The sequence below is a fragment of the Phocaeicola sp. genome, from assembly GCF_048170425.1.
In the GTDB taxonomy this organism is placed as follows: domain Bacteria; phylum Bacteroidota; class Bacteroidia; order Bacteroidales; family Bacteroidaceae; genus Phocaeicola.
Genome location: NZ_DBEXBB010000024.1, coordinates 1 through 19364 on the forward strand (window position 1 = coordinate 1; position 19364 = coordinate 19364).

Sequence of the window (19364 nt, forward strand, 5' to 3'; positions counted from 1 at the left end):
TTCGTCAGATTTCATTTTTTTTACCTCAGCATGCTTCTTCTAGCCAGGAATGTATGGCAAAACAGGGTATCGATTCAGTTTATACTGCGTTGAAGAACGGCATACCTTTTGAGCAGTTGGCACAGTCTTATATGAAGAATACATTCTCCCTTCCTTATACGGATGGAGAGTGGATTCCGGAAAGATGTTTGATAAAAGAGTTTATTGAGCAATTGAAAATATTAGAAAAAGGGAATTATTCTGCTCCGTTTTTTTCTCCTTTAGGGATTCACATTGTGTATTTGCTAGATCGTAAAGAAGGTGTATACCCATCAAAAATGACTGAAAATATGATTTCCCAAGAGTTCTCTAATATGAATGCTTCTGAATGGAAGGATAGTTTGTTGAACAAAACGCGAATCGAGTTACGTCAAGTTTCGGATGGCTTGTTAGCTGCATATTGGGATAAACGCCATGGAGGAACACAGGCTGGTAATGTATCCGATAGGGAATTGCAGCATTATTTTGAAACTCATAAGAGTGATTATACATGGGATTTACCTCATTTTAAGGGAGGGGTGATTCATTGTTTGAATAAGAAGGTAGCTTCAAAACTGAAAAAAAGACTGAAAAAATGTCCGTTAGATAAATGGAATACGGAAATTTCTGCTTTCTCTCAGGAGTACCCGGAATGGAAGGTAGCTGTAGAAACGGGCTTGTTTCAGATTGGGACAAATCCTTATGTAGATAAGCTGGCTTTTAAATGCGGACAGTTTACTCCTCGTACGGATTTACCTTATGCGTTTGTGTTGGGAAAACGTTTGAAGAAAGGGCCGGAAGACTTTCAGGATGTGCGTGATGAAGTGCAGCGTGACTATCGTTTGTGGATGGAAAAATCACAATTGGAAGAATTAAAGAGAGGCTTCAGGATTGAAATTAACCAAGACATTTTAAAAACCGTTAATTGTAGCGGAAAAAAGTAATTAATGCCGTATCTTCGTCCTTTGTAATGTAATGGACCAAAACAAATCAAATAGACAGAAAATGAATAAATTGATTATGACTGGTGTCTTGGCTATTTTGCTTGCCTTGACAGGAACAGTACCCGCCGTGGCACAAGATAATGTGATTGATGAAGTGGTGTGGGTTGTCGGTGATGAAGCTATTCTGAAATCAGACGTAGAGAACGAACGTTTGAATGCACAGTATGAAGGTCGCCGTTTTGAAGGTGATCCTTATTGCGTGATACCTGAAGAATTGGCTGTGCAGAAACTTTTTCTTCACCAGGCTGAAATAGATAGTATTGAGGTGAGTGATCAGGAAGTTCTTCAGCAAGTAGAAGGACGAATTTCATGGTTGACGGAACAGATTGGTTCAAAAGAAAAACTCGAAGAATATTATAATAAAACGTCTACCCAAATACGTGAAATGTTGCGTGAAAATATTCGTGACGGACTGACGGTGCAGGAAATGCAAAAGAAGATTGTGGGAGACATCAAACTGACTCCTGCGGAAGTACGTAATTATTTCAGTAAGCTTCCTCAGGATAGTATTCCTTTTGTTCCTACTCAGGTAGAGGTTCAGATTATTACGAGAGAGCCTAAGATAAAAGAGGAGGAAATTGAGCGAGTGAAGAAAGAACTGCGCGACTTCACAGACCGTATCAATAAGGGAGAAACTACTTTCTCTACACTGGCTCGTATGTATTCTGAAGACCCGGGTTCTGCTCGTCGTGGAGGAGAATATGGCTTTACAGGTCGTGGAGAGTTGACTCCGGAGTTTGCCAATGTGGTGTTTAACCTGACTGATCCGAAGAAGATTTCAAAAGTGTTTGAAACTGAATATGGTTATCATATTGCTCAGCTGATTGAAAAGCGTGGTGACCGTGTAAGTTATCGCCATATTTTGATTAAGCCTCGTGTGGATGAGAAAGAAATTGAGGCAGAATTGAATAAGCTGGATACACTGGCTAACGACATCCGAAAAGGAAAAGTAACTTTTGATGAAGCGGCTACATGGGTATCTCAGGATAAAGATACACGTAACAACCACGGCTTGCTGGCTAACCCCCAGACCTCTACTTCTCGTTTTGAAATGCAGCAGTTGGCTGGCTTGATTTCTCAGGAAGTAGCAAAAACTGTAGAGGGAATGCAGATTGGCGAAGTTTCCAAACCTTTTACAATGATTAATGCAAAAGGAAAGGAAGTGTGTGCTATCGTAAAATTGAAAAATCGTATTGACGGACATAAAGCTACAATCTCAGAAGACTACCAGCGCCTGAAAGACATTGTCACAGCTAATCGCAGTGAAGAAAAACTACAGAAATGGATTGTTGAAAAACAAAAAAATACTTACGTGCGTATTAACCCGTCTTGGCGTAAGTGCGATTTTAAATATCCGGGATGGATTAAACAGTGATGAGAAAGTCTGCAATTTTTTTGCTTTTTGTGGCATTTTGCCTGACCATTCTTGGCCTTTCGGCACAAGGAGGAATAGCTGTGCCTCCACAGACTGCGCGTACGAAAGTGAAGACTGAAGGGAAACAAAAGACGGAGGATTCCAAACAGCGTCCGGTAGCTAAAAGTAAAGTCTATCTGTTACATTCCGATTTGTTGCGCAAGGATGCAAGTCATCCGGATGCACAGATTGTAACTGGTAACGTAAAGTTCCGTCATGATAGTGTGTACATGTATTGCGACAGCGCATGTTACTATGATAAAGTCAGCAGTTTTGAGGCTTTTGGTAATGTGAAAATGGTACAAGGGGATACGTTGTTTCTTTATGGCGACCGGTTGTACTATGATGGATTGACGCAGATTGCCGAGATGCGCTGCAATGTCCGTATGGAAAACCGTACCACTACATTGCTGACCGATAGCCTGAATTATGACCGTGTATACAATCTGGGGTATTTCTTTGATGGAGGAACCCTGATGGATGAACAGAATGTGCTGACTTCTGAATGGGGAGAATATAGCCCTCAGACCAAGCAGTCTGTATTTAATTACAATGTGAAACTGGTTAATCCTCAGTTTACACTGACTTCGGATACTTTACGTTACAATACGGCCTCTAAGGTGGCCAATATTGTTGGACCTTCGGATATTTGGAGCGATGCCAATCATATTTATTCAGAAAAGGGTACGTATAATACCGTAACAGGTAAGGCTGATTTGTATGACCGTTCTGTGCTTACCAATCAGGGAAAACAGCTGACAGGTGATACACTTTTCTACGACCGAAATACTGGTGTGGGGGAAGCCTTCAGCCGGATGGTGATGACGGATACGATAAACCGGAACATGCTTACCGGAGAATACGGTTATTATAATGAGCAGACAGATTATGCTTTTGCTACGGATAGTGCCGTAGCTATAGACTATTCTCAGGGCGACAGCTTGTTTCTTCATGCGGATACTCTGTTGATGGAGACTTTTCATCAGAATACCGACTCCATGTTCCGTGAAATGAGAGCTTTTCACAAAGTACGTTTTTATCGTACCGATGTGCAGGGCACGGCCGATTCGTTAGTCTTCTCTACTGTAGACAGCTGTCTTACGATGTATCGAGACCCGATTATTTGGAACAAGAACCAGCAGCTTTTAGGCGAAGTGATAAAGGTCTATATGAACGACAGTACGATTGACTGGTCGCACATCATAGGGCAGGCACTTTCAGTAGAACGTGTGGACTCAACGATTTATAACCAAGTGACAGGAAAAGAGATGAAGTCCTATTTCGCGAACGGAGAAATGCGAAAGACGGAAGTGATAGGTTCCGTACGAGTTGTTTATTATCCGATGGATTCAGACAGTACGCTGATAGGCATGAATGTGTCTGAAACCAGTAAACTGGAAATCTATCTGCAAGACCGTAAGATAGAGCGCATGGTGATGAGTCCAAAATCCAATGGTGTGCTATATCCGATGTCGCAGATTCCTGCCGGAAAAGACCGTCTGGAGAATTTTGTATGGTTTGATTACATTCGTCCGCTCAATAAGGCCGACATCTTTAATTGGAGAGGAAAACGAGTGGAAGACCAGCTGAAGAAAAATGTACGTGGTCCGGTCGTTTTGCCGAATGCCCGATTGTTTGAAAATAAGAAGGAGGAATAATATATGGGAATGTTTACAATGAGAAAGCCTCGCGGATTCCGTCATGAATACATTTATGTGGATGAACGCAAGGAAAAACTGCAGAAAATAGAAGAGACAGCCAAACGTGAACTGGGAATGCTTCCTCCTAAAGAGTTTAATCCGGAAGACATTCGTGGTAAGTTTGTAGAAGGTACTACCTATCTGAAGCGCCGCAAGGAAAGCGGACGTAAACCTCTGAGTTACGGAGCCATGTTTGTGGCTATTGTGGTATTGCTATATATTTTACATTATCTGATTACAGGAGAATTTACACTATGACATCGGGAGATGTAATCCGTTTGTTGCCGGATTCTGTAGCCAATCAGATTGCGGCAGGAGAAGTCATACAGCGTCCGGCTTCTGTGATAAAGGAGCTGGTAGAGAATGCTGTAGATGCCGGAGCAAAAAATATAGAAGTGCTGGTGACGGATGCCGGAAAAACATGTATACGTGTCATTGACGACGGACGAGGTATGTCGGAAACGGATGCCCGTATGGCTTTTGAACGTCATGCCACTTCCAAGATTCGGGAGGCAGCCGATTTGTTTGCCCTTCATACCATGGGCTTTCGTGGAGAGGCTTTGGCTTCCATCGCTGCCGTAGCACAGGTGGAGCTGAAAACTTGTTCCAGTGACGACGGATTAGGTACTTTCATTCAGATTTCCGGTTCCCAGGTAGAAAAGCAGGAGGCAGTGGCCTGCCAGCGAGGCAGTGACTTCTCTGTGAAAAATCTGTTCTTCAATGTACCTGCCCGTCGGAAGTTCCTGAAATCCAATCAGACGGAGTTAAGTAACATTGTAGCTGAATTCGAACGCATTGCGCTGGTCAATCCCGATATATCTTTTGTGCTGAGCCATAATGGTACAGAGATGCTGAACCTGCCAGCCCTTCCTTTACGGCAGCGTATTATGGGAGTGTTTGGCAAGAAACTGAACCAGGAGCTGCTTTCATTGGACATTGATACGACCATGGTGAAAATACATGGATATATCGGTCGTCCTGAATCGGCCCGTAAGAAAGGAGCGCGCCAGTTCTTCTTTGTGAATGGTCGTTATATGCGCCATCCCTATTTCCATAAGGCCGTGTCCAGTGCGTACGACAACCTGATTCCAGTGGGTGAACAAGTCTCTTATTTCATTTATTTCGAAGTGGAACCTTCCGATATAGATGTCAATATACACCCTACAAAGACAGAAATAAAGTTTGAGAATGAACAAGCCGTATGGCAGATTCTTTCGGCAGCAGTCAAAGAGACGTTAGGACGTTTCAATGCTGTACCTTCGATTGATTTTGATACAGAAGGTATGCCCGATATTCCTGCCTTTGAGAATTCTCCTTACACGGTGGCACCTCCTCAAACCAGCTTTGATCCTTCTTATAATCCCTTTAATACTACAGCTGTGCCTCCTTCTGCTTACTCTTCTGCATCGGCAACCAATAAAGAAACGGAGAGGGAGAGCTTCGGACAGGATGTAAGAGAATGGGGTGCGTCTACAGGCACCTCTGTACGTTCTTCCATGAATAAAGGTGGAATGCCGGATTTTGGCAGAAGCGGAAATTATACTCCTTCGTTTGGCAGTCACAAAAATCGGGTAGAATGGGAACCTTTGTTTGAAGGGCTGGAACGTACTTCGTCGGATTCGGATATTCAACCGGAAGAAGAAGTACGACCGTTTTTCCTAGAATCAACAGAATGGGGACAGGCTTCTCAAGAAGATGCTGTTACTCCATCTTTCTCTGGTGAAGAAGGTGAAAAGCAGTCTCAGGAAAATTCCATGCACCATTATCAGTATAAAGGCAGCTATATCTTGACTTCTGTAAAGTCTGGGTTGATGATTATTAATCAGCAGCGTGCCCACATCCGTATTCTCTTCGACCGCTATATGGCGCAGATAGAAAATAGAAAGAATGCTTCCCAGCGAATGCTTTTCCCGGATATGGTGCATTTCTCTCCTTCTGAGGTACCTGTACTGGAGGAGTTCATGGACGATTTGAATGCCTTGGGATTTGACCTTAGCAGTCTGGGAGGAGGAACCTATTCTATTAACGGTATTCCAGCCGGAATTGAAGGGCTGAATCCGGAAAAGCTGGTTACAGATATGGTACAGACGGCGATTGAAAAAGGTTGTAAAGTGAAGGAAGAAGTACAAAGTATGCTTGCACTTTCATTGGCAAAAGCAGCAGCCATTGTACCGGGACAGGTACTGACCGATGAGGAAATGAATCGTCTGGTCGATGATTTGTTTGCCGTATCTACTCCAAACTATACGCCAGATGGAAAGACTGTATTGGCCGTATTGAAAGAAGATGATTTGGAGAAGATGTTTAAATGATAGAAATTCTACGAATAATACAATGTGTAATCCGGGTTCTCGAAAACGAGTAATCCGGATTTTTTTATTTGTATGCACTTATTCTAGATTTCATTTTTTGCAACAAACCTGGTTTTTATCTATCTGAAAGTCTCAAAAAGGAAAATCTGAACAGCTCCTCCTCTTTTATGAATAATCGTGTAAGTGCTTGACATACTACCTTTGCTTCAGATTAAGAAACGAGAAAAATGAAGCAATTAGTAGTTATTTTTACACTGTGGTTGGCGTGGATGCCTGTCGGGGCACAGAAGATGCTGACATTAGAGGAATGCCTGAAATTAGGCATTGAAAATAATCTCTCGCTCGAAGGAAGCCGCAATGAGATGCGGAAAGCCAAACATCTTCTTAGCGAGAATCGTGCAAAACTGTGGCCGCAAATCAGTGCGGTGGCGGGGTTCAATGACAATTTTAATCCACCGGTATCTGTCACCGATGGGTCGGCCTATGGGAATCTGTACAATGTAACTAAAACTTTGCAGTATAATGCATCGGCAGGGTTGCAGTTGCAGATGCCGCTTTATAATCAGACGGTGTATACGGCAGTAGATATTGCCCGCACCCTGAATGAATTGAACCGTCTGTCGTATGAAAAGGCACGTGAGGACCTGATGATGCAAATCAGCAAGATGTATTATCTGGGGCAGAATACCATGGAGCAGCTGACACTCATTCAAGAGAACATGGTGCGGTTGCGGGAACTGCGCGACATCACTTTGGCATTCTTTGACAATGGGATGGCCATGGAGGTGGATGTAAAGCGTGTCAATATTAACTTGGAAAACCAGCAGGTGCAGTATGACAATGCAAAGTCCATGTTGGTGCAGCAGTTGAATCTTTTGAAATATGTGATGGACTATCCTGCGGAAGAAGAAATTACACTGACTCCTGTAGATACAGAAAGGATGCAGTCGGCTTCGCTGACCGGTCTTCGCAGCGATTTGTATGAATTGCAACTCTTGCAATCACAGGAGAAGCTGGCCGGGCAGCAAAAGGATTTGATTCGTCAGGGATACCTTCCTTCGCTGACACTGACCGGAAACTGGATGTATTCAGCATATACGGATAAGGCCCGCCACTGGTTTCATTCCGGACCATCCAATCATTGGTATCCTTCTACCGGATTGGGGATTACACTTCGTGTCCCGATATTCGACGGTTTTGACAAGCGGGCACGTATCCGGAAAGCTCAGATTGACCAGGAAAATGCAAAACTGAATTATGAGAATACGCTCAAGAACATGCAGACGCAGTATCTGAATGCCACAAACGAGCTGATGAATAACCAGCGCAATTTTAAAAAGCAGAAAGACAATTATTTGCTGGCAGAAGATGTGTATCAGGTCACAACTGACCGCTATCGGGAGGGAATCGCTTCCATGACCGAGGTATTGCAGGATGAAATGCGCATGAGTGAGGCGCAGAATAATTATCTCAGTGCACACTACAACTATCAGGTGGCTAATCTTGCTTTACTGAAGCTTACAGGGCAGATTGATCGCTTGTTACAAGGAAATTAAATTCATTAAATCATTTAAAATTCAGATAATATGGAAACTCAGTATACTAATCATACACTTCAGGAAAAGGCTTTAAAGTTAAAGAAACAACGTCGTCGTCAGATTTTGGCCAGTCTTTTAGGCATCGCTATTCTTGCATGGGGAATCGTAGAAGTAGCTTGTCTGTTTTTAGATTACAAACATACCGAAACAAGTAACGATGCACAAATTGAGCAGTATAATTCTCCGGTCAATCTGAGAGCTTCGGGTTATATCAAAAAAATCTATTTTACGGAACACCAGGATGTGCGTAAGGGAGATACCCTGTTGGTACTGGATGACCGTGAATACCGTATTCGTGTGATGGAAGCTGAGGCTGCCTTAAAGGATGCCTTGGCGGGTGCTACTGTGATAGATGCTACTTTGCAGACCACGCAGAACTCTGCTTCGGTTTATGAAGCTTCGATTGCCGAGATTGAAATTCGTCTGGCCAAACTGGAGAAAGACCGTCAGCGTTATGAGAATCTGGTAAAGCGGAACGCAGCTACTCCTATTCAGCTGGAACAGATTGAAACGGAATATGCGGCTACCCGTAAGAAACTGGAAGCAACCAAGCGTCAGCAGCGGGCTGCCATGTCAGGAGTGAAAGAGGTTTCCAATCGCAGAGAAAGCACGGAGGCTGCCATACAGCGTGCAACGGCTGCATTAGAGATGGCACGTCTGAATCTCTCTTATACCGTGGTAGTGGCTCCTTGTGACGGAAAATTAGGGCGGAGAACCTTGGAGGAAGGGCAGTATATTACTGCCGGACAGACGGTGACTTATATCCTTCCGGATACCCAGAAATGGGTGATTGCCAATTACAAGGAAACGCAGGTGGAGAATCTGAAGGTAGGGCAGGAAGTACGCATTTCTATCGACGCTATCAGTGACCGCGAGTTTACCGGAAGGATTACGGCCATATCCGGAGCTACAGGTTCTAAATATTCTCTGGTACCTACCGACAATTCAGCTGGAAACTTTGTCAAGATTCAACAGCGTATTCCGGTACGTATTGAATTCACCGACTTGTCCAAAGAGGATAATGACCGTCTGGCTGCCGGTATGATGGTAGTGGTGAAAGCCAAATTGTAAACCGATTTTTTGCAAGTTTTTCCTAAAAAGTAGAATTATGCCTTCACTTCCTAAAAATTATCCGTTTTATAACTGGGTACCCAAGCCGTTGGGTATACTGATTCTGATACTGCTGTTCGTGCCTATACTGACGGCCAGTGGGGTGTATACGGCTAACAGTGGAGAGATGCTGAGCGGGCTGGGCATCCAGTCGGAACATATTCAGTTCGTCAGCTTTCTTACTTCTGTGGGTATGGCAGCTTTTTCTCCGTTCTTTTACGGACTGGTTTGCCTGCGTCGGGAGAAGATGATGTGCATCGTAGGTTTCTCTTTGCTTTATATCCTGAGTTACATTTGTGCCAAGACCGACAGTATTTACCTGTTGGCCGTGTGTAGTGTGGTGATGGGTTTTTTACGAATGGTGCTGATGATGGTCAATCTCTTTACGCTGATTAAGTATGCGTTTGGGATGGAGGCTACCCGTAACATTACGCCTGGGAATGATCCGGTAGACGAAGAAGGCTGGGACAAGCTGGACCGTGAGAAGAGTACCAGTATGCCTACTATCTATTTGTTTTTCATGATTCTGGGGCAGTTGGGTACTTCACTTACCGCATGGCTGGCCTACGAATATGAATGGCAGTATGTGTATTATTTCATGATGGGAGCTTTGCTGCTTTCTATTTTGGTGGTATTTGTTACCATGCCTTATCATAAGTATTCCACCCGTCGTTTTCCCATTACCTTCCGTAAGTTCGGCAGTGTAGTGATATTTTGTCTGATGTGCGCTTCGGTAGTGTATGTACTGGTGTATGGGAAAGTACTCGATTGGTATGATGCCCCTTCTATCTGCTGGGCTACGGTGAGTGCCGTATGTTTTACAGCCATGTTTATTTATATGGAGAAAAGACAGTATTCTCCCTATTTCCTGATGGACATTTTCAAGTTGAGCTCCATTCGGATGGGAATTCTGCTCTTCCTGCTGCTGATGATATTCAATTCCAGTGCCATGTTCGTAAACGTGTTTACGGGAGTAGGCATGAAGATAGACAACTGGCAGAATGCTTCCTTGGGCAACTGGACCATGTTGGGATATTTTATAGGTTGCATCATTGCCGTCATGTTGGGCAGCAGGGGAGTGCATCTGAAGTATCTTTTTTCTCTTGGTTTTGTGTTGATAGGTCTTTCGGCTTTATTCATGTATTTTGAGGTGCAGACTTCCGGCTTGTATGAGCGGATGAAGTATCCGGTCATTATCCGTGCTACAGGAATGATGCTTTTGTATTCACTGACGGCTGTACATGCCAACCAGCGTATGCCGTATAAATATTTGTCTACCTGGATTTGCATTATGCTGACCGTCCGCATGGTCATGGGCCCCGGTATCGGTACGGCACTTTATACCAACGTGATGCAGCATCGTCAGCAACATTATGTCACTCGTTTTGCACAAGACCGTGACTTGTTGAATCCCGAAGTCGCGGCTTCTTATTCGCAGACTGTAAAGGGGATGCAATATCAGGGGAAGAGTGAACAGGAAGCCGAACAGATGGCTGCCATGTCGGCAAAGGGAAGCGTGCAGGTACAGGCTACTTTGTCGGCCGTTAAGGAAATGTCGGGCTGGACTTTCTACGGATGTATGGCATGTGCGGTCTTTTTCTTGCTGTTTCCGTGGAAGAAAAGAAAACTGGAGCCGTTTGCTGCTACAGTATCTTAAAAAAAGAAGTTGTTACGTCACGGCGGGACTTTTCGTTTCTTAATCTATATTTTCAGCGGGGAATAATCACGTGTAAGTACCTGCCGTGACGTTTTTTTTGTATATCTTAGCGCAGTATGCAAAAGAAACAACTTTAATTTGTGGTCATGATTTCACAAACAGAGCGTTTGAAGCGTCTGAATCAGATGCTGGTAGAGCGAAGGGATATTTGCTGTTCGGAAGGAAGTGTGGACGCTTTCCCGGCTGTATTGCAAAAAAACTTCCAGTTGGAATACCTTGGTTTGATAGTCTGTAAACAGGGAGAATTTCAGTTTACTTTAAACCAGAAGCCTTTTGTAGCAAAAGCAGGGGAAACGATTTTTCTGTATGAGGCTACCATTTTCTGTGCAGGCTTATGCACAGCCGATTTGCGTATAGATATTTTATTTTACCGTATTGACCCTATCCGGGATTTATTAGGAAGTTCGGTGATGGCCATGCACCTTTATGCCACATTAACTCCGCAGCCTTGTTACGTATGGTCTACGGGTGAGGAAGAAGATATATCCCGCTATATTTCTCTGATAAGCAGGTATCGGCATACAACAAACAATCCGTTTGATAGCCATGAACGGAAGTTACTGCTGCTGGCTTTGACCTATAGACTTTGCTCCATTTATAGTCGTCGGTTAATGGAAGAAAATCAAGTGGCTGGGCATAAGATTGATACATTTATCCAGCTCATCCGGTTGGTGGAGCGATATTACAAGCAAGAGAGGGGAGTTGCCTTTTATGCTGACAAACTTTGTCTGTCTCCTAAATATTTGTCTGCGCTGTCAAAGTCTGTATGCGGATATACAGTGCAGGAACTGGTGTTCCGTGCCATTATCCGTCGGAGTATGTTGCTGTTGAAGAACTCCAACAAGACTATTCAGGAAATTTCGAATGAATTTCATTTTCCCAATGCCTCCGCATTTGGCACATTCTTTAAGAAGGAAACAGGTCTTTCTCCTTTACATTATCGTTGTGCGGAAGAAAACTCACTCTCAGACATGTAAATGACTTTGTTTTTAGCGTTTTTTGAAGCTATTTTCAGGCTGCCCGAAAACGCCTTTGCGTTTGAATGAAAACTCTTTGACATTTTATTTGAAACGCTTTTGTGTTTTAGTTGAAACGTAAAGGAGTTTTATCTTGAACGTCGAAGCGATTTTTTGAGAGAAAAAGTGAACAAAAAAGCCGTCCCCGAACAGGAACGGCCTTTTTTGTGTATGGAATTGTCTGAATTAGAATCCCAGTCCAGCTACGTGGTTAAGCAGTTCATACACTCCACTGCAGATACCTAATACAATGACTCCGATAAGGCAGATAAACAGACCTGTACGGGCCAAAGCTGGTGTGCGGAAGGTAGCTACAGGTGCATCGTTTGGAGTGATGTACATGGCTTTCACAATCAGCAGGTAATAGTAGAGTGAAATGATGGTGTTTACCAATGCCAGGAACACTACCAGCCAGTGGCCGCTGTGGAAAGCAGAGGCAAATACAAAGAATTTAGAGAAGAATCCGGCAAACGGAGGGATACCGGCCAGTGAGAACAAGGCCAGTGTCATAATAAAGCTCAGTCGCGGGTTAGTTTTGTATAATCCGTTGTAAGTATTTCTGTCCACCATTCCTCCTGTGTGCTGCTCCACCGTACTGATGACACCGAACACGGCCAGGTTGGCTACAATATAGACTACGATGTAGTACACCAGCGAGGCCATTCCCTGTTCATTTCCTCCTAATACAGCCAGCATGATATAGCCCGCTTGCGAGATACTACTGTAAGCCATGAAGCGTTTCAGGTCTTCCTGCAAGATGGCGAATATGTTGGCTATGGTAATGGTTACCACGATGACTATACTCAGTAACAGGCTCCAGTCGGCTACCATCTGTCCGAATACTTTTATCAGGATGCTCATCAAAGCAAAAGCAGCTGCACCTTTGGAGATGACCGACAGGTAAGCCGATACATTGGTCGGAGCTCCCTGATAGGTATCGGGTGTCCACATGTGGAAGGGTACGAGACTCAGCTTGAAGCCCAGTCCGGCAAAGAAGAATACCATTGCCATTACCTGAAGCGGGGTTCCGGTCAGGGCTGTGGTGATATCGGCAAAGTAAGTGGTACCGGTTGTACCGTATACCATGGAGATACCATAAAGCATCAGGGCAGAAGAGAACATGGAGTTCAGGATAAATTTGGCTCCCGCTTCCGCACTATGATGGCGGTATTTGTCGAAAGCCACCAGACAGGCCATCGGGATGCTGGCCAGTTCCAGGCCCACGTAGAACAGGATGAAGCTGCCTGCGCTGACCATGAAATACATGCCCAGCAGCGTGCTCAGGGTGAGCATATAGAATTCTCCGGCCTTGTGACGGGTGTCTTCGCGTGAGAGCCACTGGCCCGACTGCAGGAATACGAGCAGCGTGCCGGCAGTCAGTATGGTTTTTACAACGGATGCCATCGGGCTGGCATGATACATTCCTCCAAAGGCTTCTCCGCCGGCGGGTACAATGTGCAGGGCCAGTTGTACGGCCATCAGCGTGCAGGCCAGCGTCTGAAGCGGCTTGTGACTGGGCGTTTTCAGTATCAGGTCTGCCAGCAGCATGAAGAGGATAATGGCGACCAGGCTTATTTCAGCCTGCATGGTTAATAATTCGCTCATATAGTTTCTTTTAGTTTATTGGGGGTTATCGGATAAGTTGGCTGATAATGGGTTCTACGCTTGAACTGATGACATGGCTGACCCAGGCGGGAGCAAGTCCCAGTCCGGCTACGGCTATAATCAGGCAGATCACGGCAAAGCGTTCGTCCCAGGTAGCGTCAGTCAGTTTCAGGTGTTCCGGATTCCGGCAGGTGCCGTACAGGATTTTTCCTACCACGCGCAGGATGTACACGGCCGTGATGACAATACTCATCGTGGCGATGACGGTGCAGGTGCGGTGGAACAGGTCCGGATGCTGGAAGGAACCGACGAATACGGTCATTTCAGCCACGAAACCGCTCAGACCAGGCAGACCCAGGTTGGCCAGACCGGCAATGACATAACCTACGGCCAGGAAAGGCATGATTTTCATCAGTCCGCTCAGCTGGCGGATGTCACGGGTGTGTGTACGACCGTAAATCATACCGATAAGGGCAAAGAACAAGGCGGTCATTAAGCCGTGACTCAACATCTGCAGGATGGCACCGGTAGCACTTACACGCGTCATCATCAGCAGAGCGAACAATACCAGTCCGCAGTGGCTTACAGAAGAGTAGGCGTTGATGTATTTCAAGTCGGTCTGTACTACGGCGCTGAACGCTCCGTACACTACAGAAATGGTGGTCAGTACCAGGAAGAAATCACCCCAGATAGCGGCACCGGTCGGCATCAGGTACATGGCAATACGGAAACATCCGTAACCTCCTAATTTCATCAACACACCGGCGTGCAGCATACTTACGGCTGTCGGGGCAGAAGCATGACCGTCGGGGCTCCATGTGTGGAAAGGGAACAAGGCACCCAGCACACCGAATCCTAAGAAGACCATCGGGAAGAAGATACGTTGCATTTCGGTCGGTATCTGGTGTTTTACGATTTCCAGAATATTCATGGTCTCGGCACCGGCTCCGTAGTAGATGCCTAAGATACCAATCAGCAGGAAGGCGGAACCGCCCATCAGCATCAGGGTCAGCTTCATGGCAGCGTATTCCTTGCGGCCGCTTCCCCATACACCAATCAGCAGGTACATCGGAATCAGGGCCACTTCATAGAACATGAACATGGTGAACAGGTCGGTTGAGATAAAGAATCCGAATACTCCGGTGCTCAGCAGGGTGAACCACAGGAAATATTCCTTGGTGAGCGGTTGCAGCTTCCAGGAAGCGAATGTGCCGGTAAATACGATGATGGCACTCAGCAGCAGCATCACTACGGAGATACCGTCTACTCCTACCGAGTAGCAGATGTGAAGCGGGGCATACCATACGATGCTGTCTGTGAAAAGCATTTCAGCCGTAGCTCCCGCATGGCGCTGTCCGATGTAAGACACCGTGAGGTAAGCCGCAAGCGCCAGCAACAGAGTGGAACCGGCCACCATCACTCCTCTGACCTGATTGACGCCACGGGCAATCCATAGTCCCAGCAGCATCAGCAGAGGTATCAGTACGAAAAGACTTAATATATTCATAAGCGTATAGGTTCTTCTTTTTTAGTTCAACAGCAGGATAATTGTCAGGACAATGATACCTGCCAGGAAATAATGCGTGTAGGTTTGTACCTTTCCACTTTGCATGGGCTGTACGGTTTCTCCGGCTGCGTTGGTACCCCAGGCCATGAAATTCATGAACTGGTCGATGACGTGGCGGTCAAACCATGCCAATGGAGTAGAGATGCAGCGGAAGATAATTTTCTTGGTCACGAACAACCAGATTTCGTCCATGTAGAAACGCTTGTAGGCTGCACGGTGCAGGGTGCTGAAGCGTGTGGCGAGCATGTCGGCCACAGGCTGCTGTTCGCGGGCGTACATCCAGGTAGCCAGGGCAATGGCGATGACGGCAATGACGATGCTCGTACCGGCTACTGTCCAGTCGAGGTGGATGTCGTAGGATTCACCGTTGGCTGAAACGAAATGTCCGAAAGGAATAAAACCGGCTACGATGGTGACCAGCGCCAGGAACATCAGCGGGAAGGTCATGGTCAGCGGACTTTCATGCGGCACGTGGTGTGCATGCAGTTCCTTGTTTTCCTTTCCCCAGAAGATGCAGTAGTACAAGCGGAACATATAGAAAGCGGTCATTCCGGCAATGAGGGCCATAATCCATCCCATCACGGGGCTGTACTGGAAGCAGGCGGTCAGGATTTCGTCTTTTGAGAAGAATCCGGAGAACGGAGGGATACCTGCGATGGCCAGACAGGCAATCAGGAAGGTGATGTGGGTAATCGGCATGTATTTGCGCAGACCGCCCATGGTTTCCATCTCGTTGCTGTGTACGGCGTGTATGATGCATCCGGCTCCTAAGAAGAGCAGGGCTTTGAACATGGCGTGTGTGAACAGGTGGAACATACCGGCCATGTAACCCAGTCCGCCTTCGTGCGGGTTGGCTGCCGTGCAGACACCCAGTGCCACCATCATGAAACCAATCTGTGAGATGGTAGAGAAGGCCAGCACACGTTTGATGTCACTCTGTGTACAGGCTACGCTGGCGGCATAGAATGCGGTGAAAGCACCTACCCAGGCTACCAGGTGGAGTGTGTGCGGTGCAAAGCCGATGAACAAGGGGAACATACGGGCCACCAGATACACTCCGGCTACTACCATCGTGGCGGCATGAATCAGGGCGGATACCGGTGTCGGACCTTCCATGGCATCCGGCAACCAGATGTGCAGCGGGAACATGGCACTCTTTCCGGCACCACCGATGAACATCAGTCCCAATGCCCAAGGAAGTACCATTCCGGCCTGCATCAGGCGTTCGGTTCCAGGGTTGAAGGTGAAAGTCTGCATGTAGTATCCGTAGATAAGGATACCAATCAGGAAGCCCAAGTCAGCAAAACGGGTGACGATAAAGGCCTTCTTGCTGGCAGCGATTGCTTCCGGTTTGGTGTAGTAGAAACCAATAAGCAGATAAGAAGACACACCTACCAGTTCCCAGAACACATACATCTGGAAAATGTTGGTAGCTACCACCAGGCCTAACATAGAGAAGGTAAACAGCGACAGAAAAGCGTAGTATCGCTGGAAGCCGACTTCACCTTTCATGTAGCCGAACGAATAGATATGTACCATCAGTGACACCGTGGAAATAACCACCAGCATCATGACGGAAATCGGATCGAGCAAAATGCCCATGTCGATGTGAAGGGAGGAAGTGAACGGCAGCCATTCAATGTTCCACGGAGTCAGCGTAGGATAGAGGCCTTCGGCAGTGCGTGGGGCAGAGAAATAATTGAATGCCGTCAGATAGCTCAGCACGGCTACCGCTCCTAACGACAGGGTACCGATTGTGCCTGCTACGCGATGAGGCATTTTCATGCCGGCCAGTGCCAGAACCAGGAAGCTCAGCACCGGGAGGGCAAGTATCAGAATTGTATAATCCATAAGCAATTGAATAAAATGTGAGAAAGTTATCCTTTCAAGTCAGTAATATCATCGGTAAGCACCTGTTTCAGGTTGCGATACACATTAATAATGATGGCAATGGCTACAGCCGTTTCAGCTGCGGCAATGGCTATGCCGAACAGGCTGAAGAAATGGCCTTCCAGTTGTCCGGGGAAAAGATAACGGTTGAATACCGCGAAATTGATGTTGGTTGCATTAAGCATCAATTCTACCGAAATCAGCAAAGCCAGCAAGTTTTTGCGGGTAAAGAATCCGTAGATGCCGCAAAACAACATGACGGTACTGATGACGAGGTAGTGAACTACATGAATTTCTATTTCCATAATCTTACTGTGTTATTTTTGTTTACGTGCAATCAGTATCGCACCAATCATACAAGCTAAGAGCAATACACTGACTACCTCAAATGGTAATACAAACTGGTATTTCCCTGTACCAATCAAGGCATGTCCGATGTTTTCTACCGGAAGTTCGACTCCCTGTGGAATCAGGTTCAGGGCAAATCCGTTGGTCATAACTAAGAAAAGCACGAGAGCTGCACCGATAACAATGGTCAGCAATACACTGATGAGCTTGGCGCGGTTTATCTTGTACTTCATATTCTTGTCCGACTGGGTCAGCAGGATGGAGAATACATACAGCACCACGATACCTCCGGCGTAAACCATCAGCTGTACGGCGCTCAGGAAGGTATAGCCCAGGATTCCGTAGATGGCTCCCGTACCTAAAAGAACGAACAGCAGATAAGTAGCGGCACGCAGGATTTTTCCTGTAGTGACAGCTAAAATGGAACAAGCAATGATACAGGCTCCTACGATATAAAATACGATTTCTTGAAGTGATATATTCATATCCGTTTCGTTTTATTTATTTCTTGTTCAGTGTCATGACGAGTTTTTCTTTCTGAAATACCGCATTCTCAAAGTCATTCGTAAACTGAATGGCATTGTGAGGGCAGGCATTGACGCACAGCATGCAGAACATGCAAGAGCCTAAATTGTACTCGTATTTCACCAGGAATTTTTTCTTTTTACCGTCTTCCGTCTCACGCATCTCCGTGGTCAGCCGGATGGTGCCGTTCGGGCAGCTCATCTGGCAAAGTCCGCAGGCAATGCAATGGTGATTTCCTTCTTCATCTACCGGCATCACCAGCATGGCCCGGTGACGTTCCGGAATGTGAAGTGTAGTATGGCGGTTTTCAGGATACTGTTCGGTAATTTTCTTCTGGCAGAACACCTTCATGGAAGTGCGCATACCTACCAGCAGACTCTTGACTCCACCGACATATCCTTTTAAATATTCTTTAAATCCATTCATAGTCAAAAATTTTTAATCAAAATGTCAGACCAAATACTTTGCATACGGTCATTAATAACAATACGACCAGCGAGAGCGGCATCAGGTATTTCCATTCCAGTGTCAGTACCTGATCGATACGCAAACGGGGGAAGGTCCAGCGAATCCACATGAGCAGGAAGACGATGAAGAAGGTCTTTCCAATGAACCATACAAATCCGGGGATGTAGTCCATCACCCTATTCAGTCCGTCGAGTCCGGCAATGTGCAAGGGCATCCAGCCTCCCAAGAACAACGTGGTGGCGATACCGGCAGTAATGAACAGGTTCAAGTATTCGGCCAGATAGAAGAATCCGAAATGCATACCTGAATATTCCGTGTGGTATCCGGCAGTCAACTCCTGTTCAGCTTCTGCCAAGTCGAATGGACCGCGGTTAGCTTCCGCGTTTCCGGCAATCAGGTAGATGATGAAAGCCATGATGGCAGGAATGTGTCCTTTGAAAATGTTCCATCCGTTGGCCTGACCTTCTACGATGGTCTGAATGTCCATGGCGCCACTCATTACGACCATGGTCAGTACGCTGAGGCCAATAGAAAGCTCGTAACTGATAATCATGGCTCCACTTCGTACGGCACCAATCAATGTATATTTACTGTTACTACTCCATCCGGCCAGCAAAATACCCAATACACCGATGGAAGAAGCTGCCAGCACAAAGAAGATACCGATGTTCATGTGAAGGATTTCTCCACCTTTATTCCATGGAAGACAAGAGAATGTCAGAATGGAAGCAAGAATAACCAGGAACGGAGCCAAAGCATAAAGAAAATGGTCGGAATGCTTCAGGCTGATGATTTCCTTGGTAAGGATTTTCAATACGTCGGCAGGTACTTGCAACAAACCTCCTTTTCCTCCTACACGGTTCGGGCCGATACGGCACTGGAAAGCCGCACAGACTTTACGTTCCATGTAGATAAGAATGATGGCCAGTACCGCGTACATGACGAGGATAAATACTCCCACAACGAGTCCTTCCAATGTAAGTGCCAGCCATTCAGGCATTACACTGCAAAGGAATGCATGAATCTGCATGAGCAGCGGGCTGAGATTATAATAATCTAAAAACATAATTCT

General features: G+C 45.9%; 16 protein-coding genes. 9 read left to right on the plus strand and 7 right to left on the minus strand.

Annotated elements, in window-relative coordinates; translation table 11 throughout:
- The 9 genes from ACMJ0U_RS00920 to ACMJ0U_RS00960 all read left to right on the plus strand — a co-directional run.
- Positions 1-962: peptidylprolyl isomerase (locus tag ACMJ0U_RS00920; protein WP_417127540.1), on the plus strand; the 962-nt coding region annotated here is incomplete at its 5' end.
- Between the two features lie 61 nt (positions 963-1023).
- Positions 1024-2397 carry a peptidylprolyl isomerase gene (locus ACMJ0U_RS00925; RefSeq protein ID WP_417127542.1) on the plus strand — a complete coding sequence of 458 codons (1374 nt, stop codon included), beginning with the start codon at positions 1024-1026 and terminating at the stop codon, positions 2395-2397.
- On the plus strand, positions 2397-4094 hold the full coding sequence (locus ACMJ0U_RS00930; RefSeq protein WP_417127544.1) for an OstA-like protein: 1698 nt from the start codon (positions 2397-2399) through the stop codon (positions 4092-4094). Before ACMJ0U_RS00925 ends, ACMJ0U_RS00930 begins: the two co-directional genes overlap by 1 nt.
- A gap of 3 nt (positions 4095-4097) precedes the next feature.
- Complete coding sequence (locus tag ACMJ0U_RS00935) at positions 4098-4394, plus strand: hypothetical protein (protein ID WP_007557876.1); 297 nt, start codon at positions 4098-4100, stop codon at positions 4392-4394.
- Complete coding sequence (mutL, locus tag ACMJ0U_RS00940; RefSeq protein WP_417127546.1) at positions 4391-6448, plus strand: DNA mismatch repair endonuclease MutL; 2058 nt, start codon at positions 4391-4393, stop codon at positions 6446-6448. The genes ACMJ0U_RS00935 and mutL overlap by 4 nt, the downstream gene beginning before the upstream one ends.
- Positions 6449-6675: 227 nt before the next feature.
- Positions 6676-8004, plus strand: coding sequence for a TolC family protein (locus tag ACMJ0U_RS00945; protein ID WP_417127548.1), 1329 nt, complete (start codon positions 6676-6678; stop codon positions 8002-8004).
- Positions 8005-8034: 30 nt separating this feature from the next.
- Positions 8035-9117 carry an HlyD family secretion protein gene (locus ACMJ0U_RS00950; RefSeq protein WP_417127549.1) on the plus strand — a complete coding sequence of 361 codons (1083 nt, stop codon included), beginning with the start codon at positions 8035-8037 and terminating at the stop codon, positions 9115-9117.
- Positions 9118-9154: 37 nt separating this feature from the next.
- Positions 9155-10813, plus strand: a complete 1659-nt coding sequence (locus ACMJ0U_RS00955; RefSeq protein WP_417127550.1) for an MFS transporter — start codon at positions 9155-9157, stop codon at positions 10811-10813.
- Positions 10814-10959: 146 nt separating this feature from the next.
- Complete coding sequence (locus ACMJ0U_RS00960) at positions 10960-11850, plus strand: helix-turn-helix domain-containing protein (RefSeq protein ID WP_417127552.1); 891 nt, start codon at positions 10960-10962, stop codon at positions 11848-11850.
- A 225-nt stretch (positions 11851-12075) separates the two neighbouring features.
- Here the strand turns inward: ACMJ0U_RS00960 and ACMJ0U_RS00965 are convergent, their stop codons facing one another.
- The 7 genes from ACMJ0U_RS00965 to nuoH are packed head-to-tail and all read right to left on the minus strand — an operon-like array spanning position 12076 to position 19358.
- On the minus strand, positions 12076-13494 hold the full coding sequence (locus tag ACMJ0U_RS00965; protein WP_417127553.1) for an NADH-quinone oxidoreductase subunit N: 1419 nt from the start codon (positions 13492-13494) through the stop codon (positions 12076-12078).
- 25 nt (positions 13495-13519) lie between these two features.
- The gene (locus ACMJ0U_RS00970) at positions 13520-15001 is read right to left on the minus strand and encodes a complex I subunit 4 family protein (protein WP_417127555.1); all 1482 of its coding nucleotides are present in this window, start codon (positions 14999-15001) and stop codon (positions 13520-13522) included.
- Between the two features lie 21 nt (positions 15002-15022).
- Positions 15023-16912 (minus strand): NADH-quinone oxidoreductase subunit L, encoded by a 1890-nt coding sequence (gene nuoL / locus ACMJ0U_RS00975; protein ID WP_417127556.1) that lies wholly within the window; start codon positions 16910-16912, stop codon positions 15023-15025.
- A gap of 26 nt (positions 16913-16938) precedes the next feature.
- Complete coding sequence (nuoK, locus tag ACMJ0U_RS00980) at positions 16939-17256, minus strand: NADH-quinone oxidoreductase subunit NuoK (protein ID WP_007557857.1); 318 nt, start codon at positions 17254-17256, stop codon at positions 16939-16941.
- A gap of 12 nt (positions 17257-17268) precedes the next feature.
- Positions 17269-17784 carry an NADH-quinone oxidoreductase subunit J gene (locus tag ACMJ0U_RS00985; RefSeq protein WP_007557855.1) on the minus strand — a complete coding sequence of 172 codons (516 nt, stop codon included), beginning with the start codon at positions 17782-17784 and terminating at the stop codon, positions 17269-17271.
- Positions 17785-17800: 16 nt separating this feature from the next.
- Positions 17801-18250, minus strand: coding sequence for a 4Fe-4S dicluster domain-containing protein (locus ACMJ0U_RS00990; protein ID WP_007557854.1), 450 nt, complete (start codon positions 18248-18250; stop codon positions 17801-17803).
- A gap of 16 nt (positions 18251-18266) precedes the next feature.
- Entirely contained in the window at positions 18267-19358 is a 1092-nt protein-coding gene (gene nuoH / locus ACMJ0U_RS00995) for an NADH-quinone oxidoreductase subunit NuoH (protein ID WP_417127558.1), read from the minus strand.
- Between the last annotated feature and the right edge of the window lie 6 nt (positions 19359-19364).

Bases quoted from the DNA above. Each gene is read 5' to 3' on its own strand.
- ACMJ0U_RS00925 (WP_417127542.1), top strand. From the start codon at position 1,024: ATGAATAAATTGATTATGACTGGTGTCTTGGCTATTTTGCTTGCCTTG.
- ACMJ0U_RS00930 (WP_417127544.1), top strand. From the start codon at position 2,397: ATGAGAAAGTCTGCAATTTTTTTGCTTTTTGTGGCATTTTGCCTGACC.
- ACMJ0U_RS00935 (WP_007557876.1), top strand. From the start codon at position 4,098: ATGGGAATGTTTACAATGAGAAAGCCTCGCGGATTCCGTCATGAATAC.
- mutL (WP_417127546.1), top strand. From the start codon at position 4,391: ATGACATCGGGAGATGTAATCCGTTTGTTGCCGGATTCTGTAGCCAAT.
- ACMJ0U_RS00945 (WP_417127548.1), top strand. From the start codon at position 6,676: ATGAAGCAATTAGTAGTTATTTTTACACTGTGGTTGGCGTGGATGCCT.
- ACMJ0U_RS00950 (WP_417127549.1), top strand. From the start codon at position 8,035: ATGGAAACTCAGTATACTAATCATACACTTCAGGAAAAGGCTTTAAAG.
- ACMJ0U_RS00955 (WP_417127550.1), top strand. From the start codon at position 9,155: ATGCCTTCACTTCCTAAAAATTATCCGTTTTATAACTGGGTACCCAAG.
- ACMJ0U_RS00960 (WP_417127552.1), top strand. From the start codon at position 10,960: ATGATTTCACAAACAGAGCGTTTGAAGCGTCTGAATCAGATGCTGGTA.
- ACMJ0U_RS00965 (WP_417127553.1), bottom strand. From the start codon at position 13,494: ATGAGCGAATTATTAACCATGCAGGCTGAAATAAGCCTGGTCGCCATT.
- ACMJ0U_RS00970 (WP_417127555.1), bottom strand. From the start codon at position 15,001: ATGAATATATTAAGTCTTTTCGTACTGATACCTCTGCTGATGCTGCTG.
- nuoL (WP_417127556.1), bottom strand. From the start codon at position 16,912: ATGGATTATACAATTCTGATACTTGCCCTCCCGGTGCTGAGCTTCCTG.
- nuoK (WP_007557857.1), bottom strand. From the start codon at position 17,256: ATGGAAATAGAAATTCATGTAGTTCACTACCTCGTCATCAGTACCGTC.
- ACMJ0U_RS00985 (WP_007557855.1), bottom strand. From the start codon at position 17,784: ATGAATATATCACTTCAAGAAATCGTATTTTATATCGTAGGAGCCTGT.
- ACMJ0U_RS00990 (WP_007557854.1), bottom strand. From the start codon at position 18,250: ATGAATGGATTTAAAGAATATTTAAAAGGATATGTCGGTGGAGTCAAG.
- nuoH (WP_417127558.1), bottom strand. From the start codon at position 19,358: ATGTTTTTAGATTATTATAATCTCAGCCCGCTGCTCATGCAGATTCAT.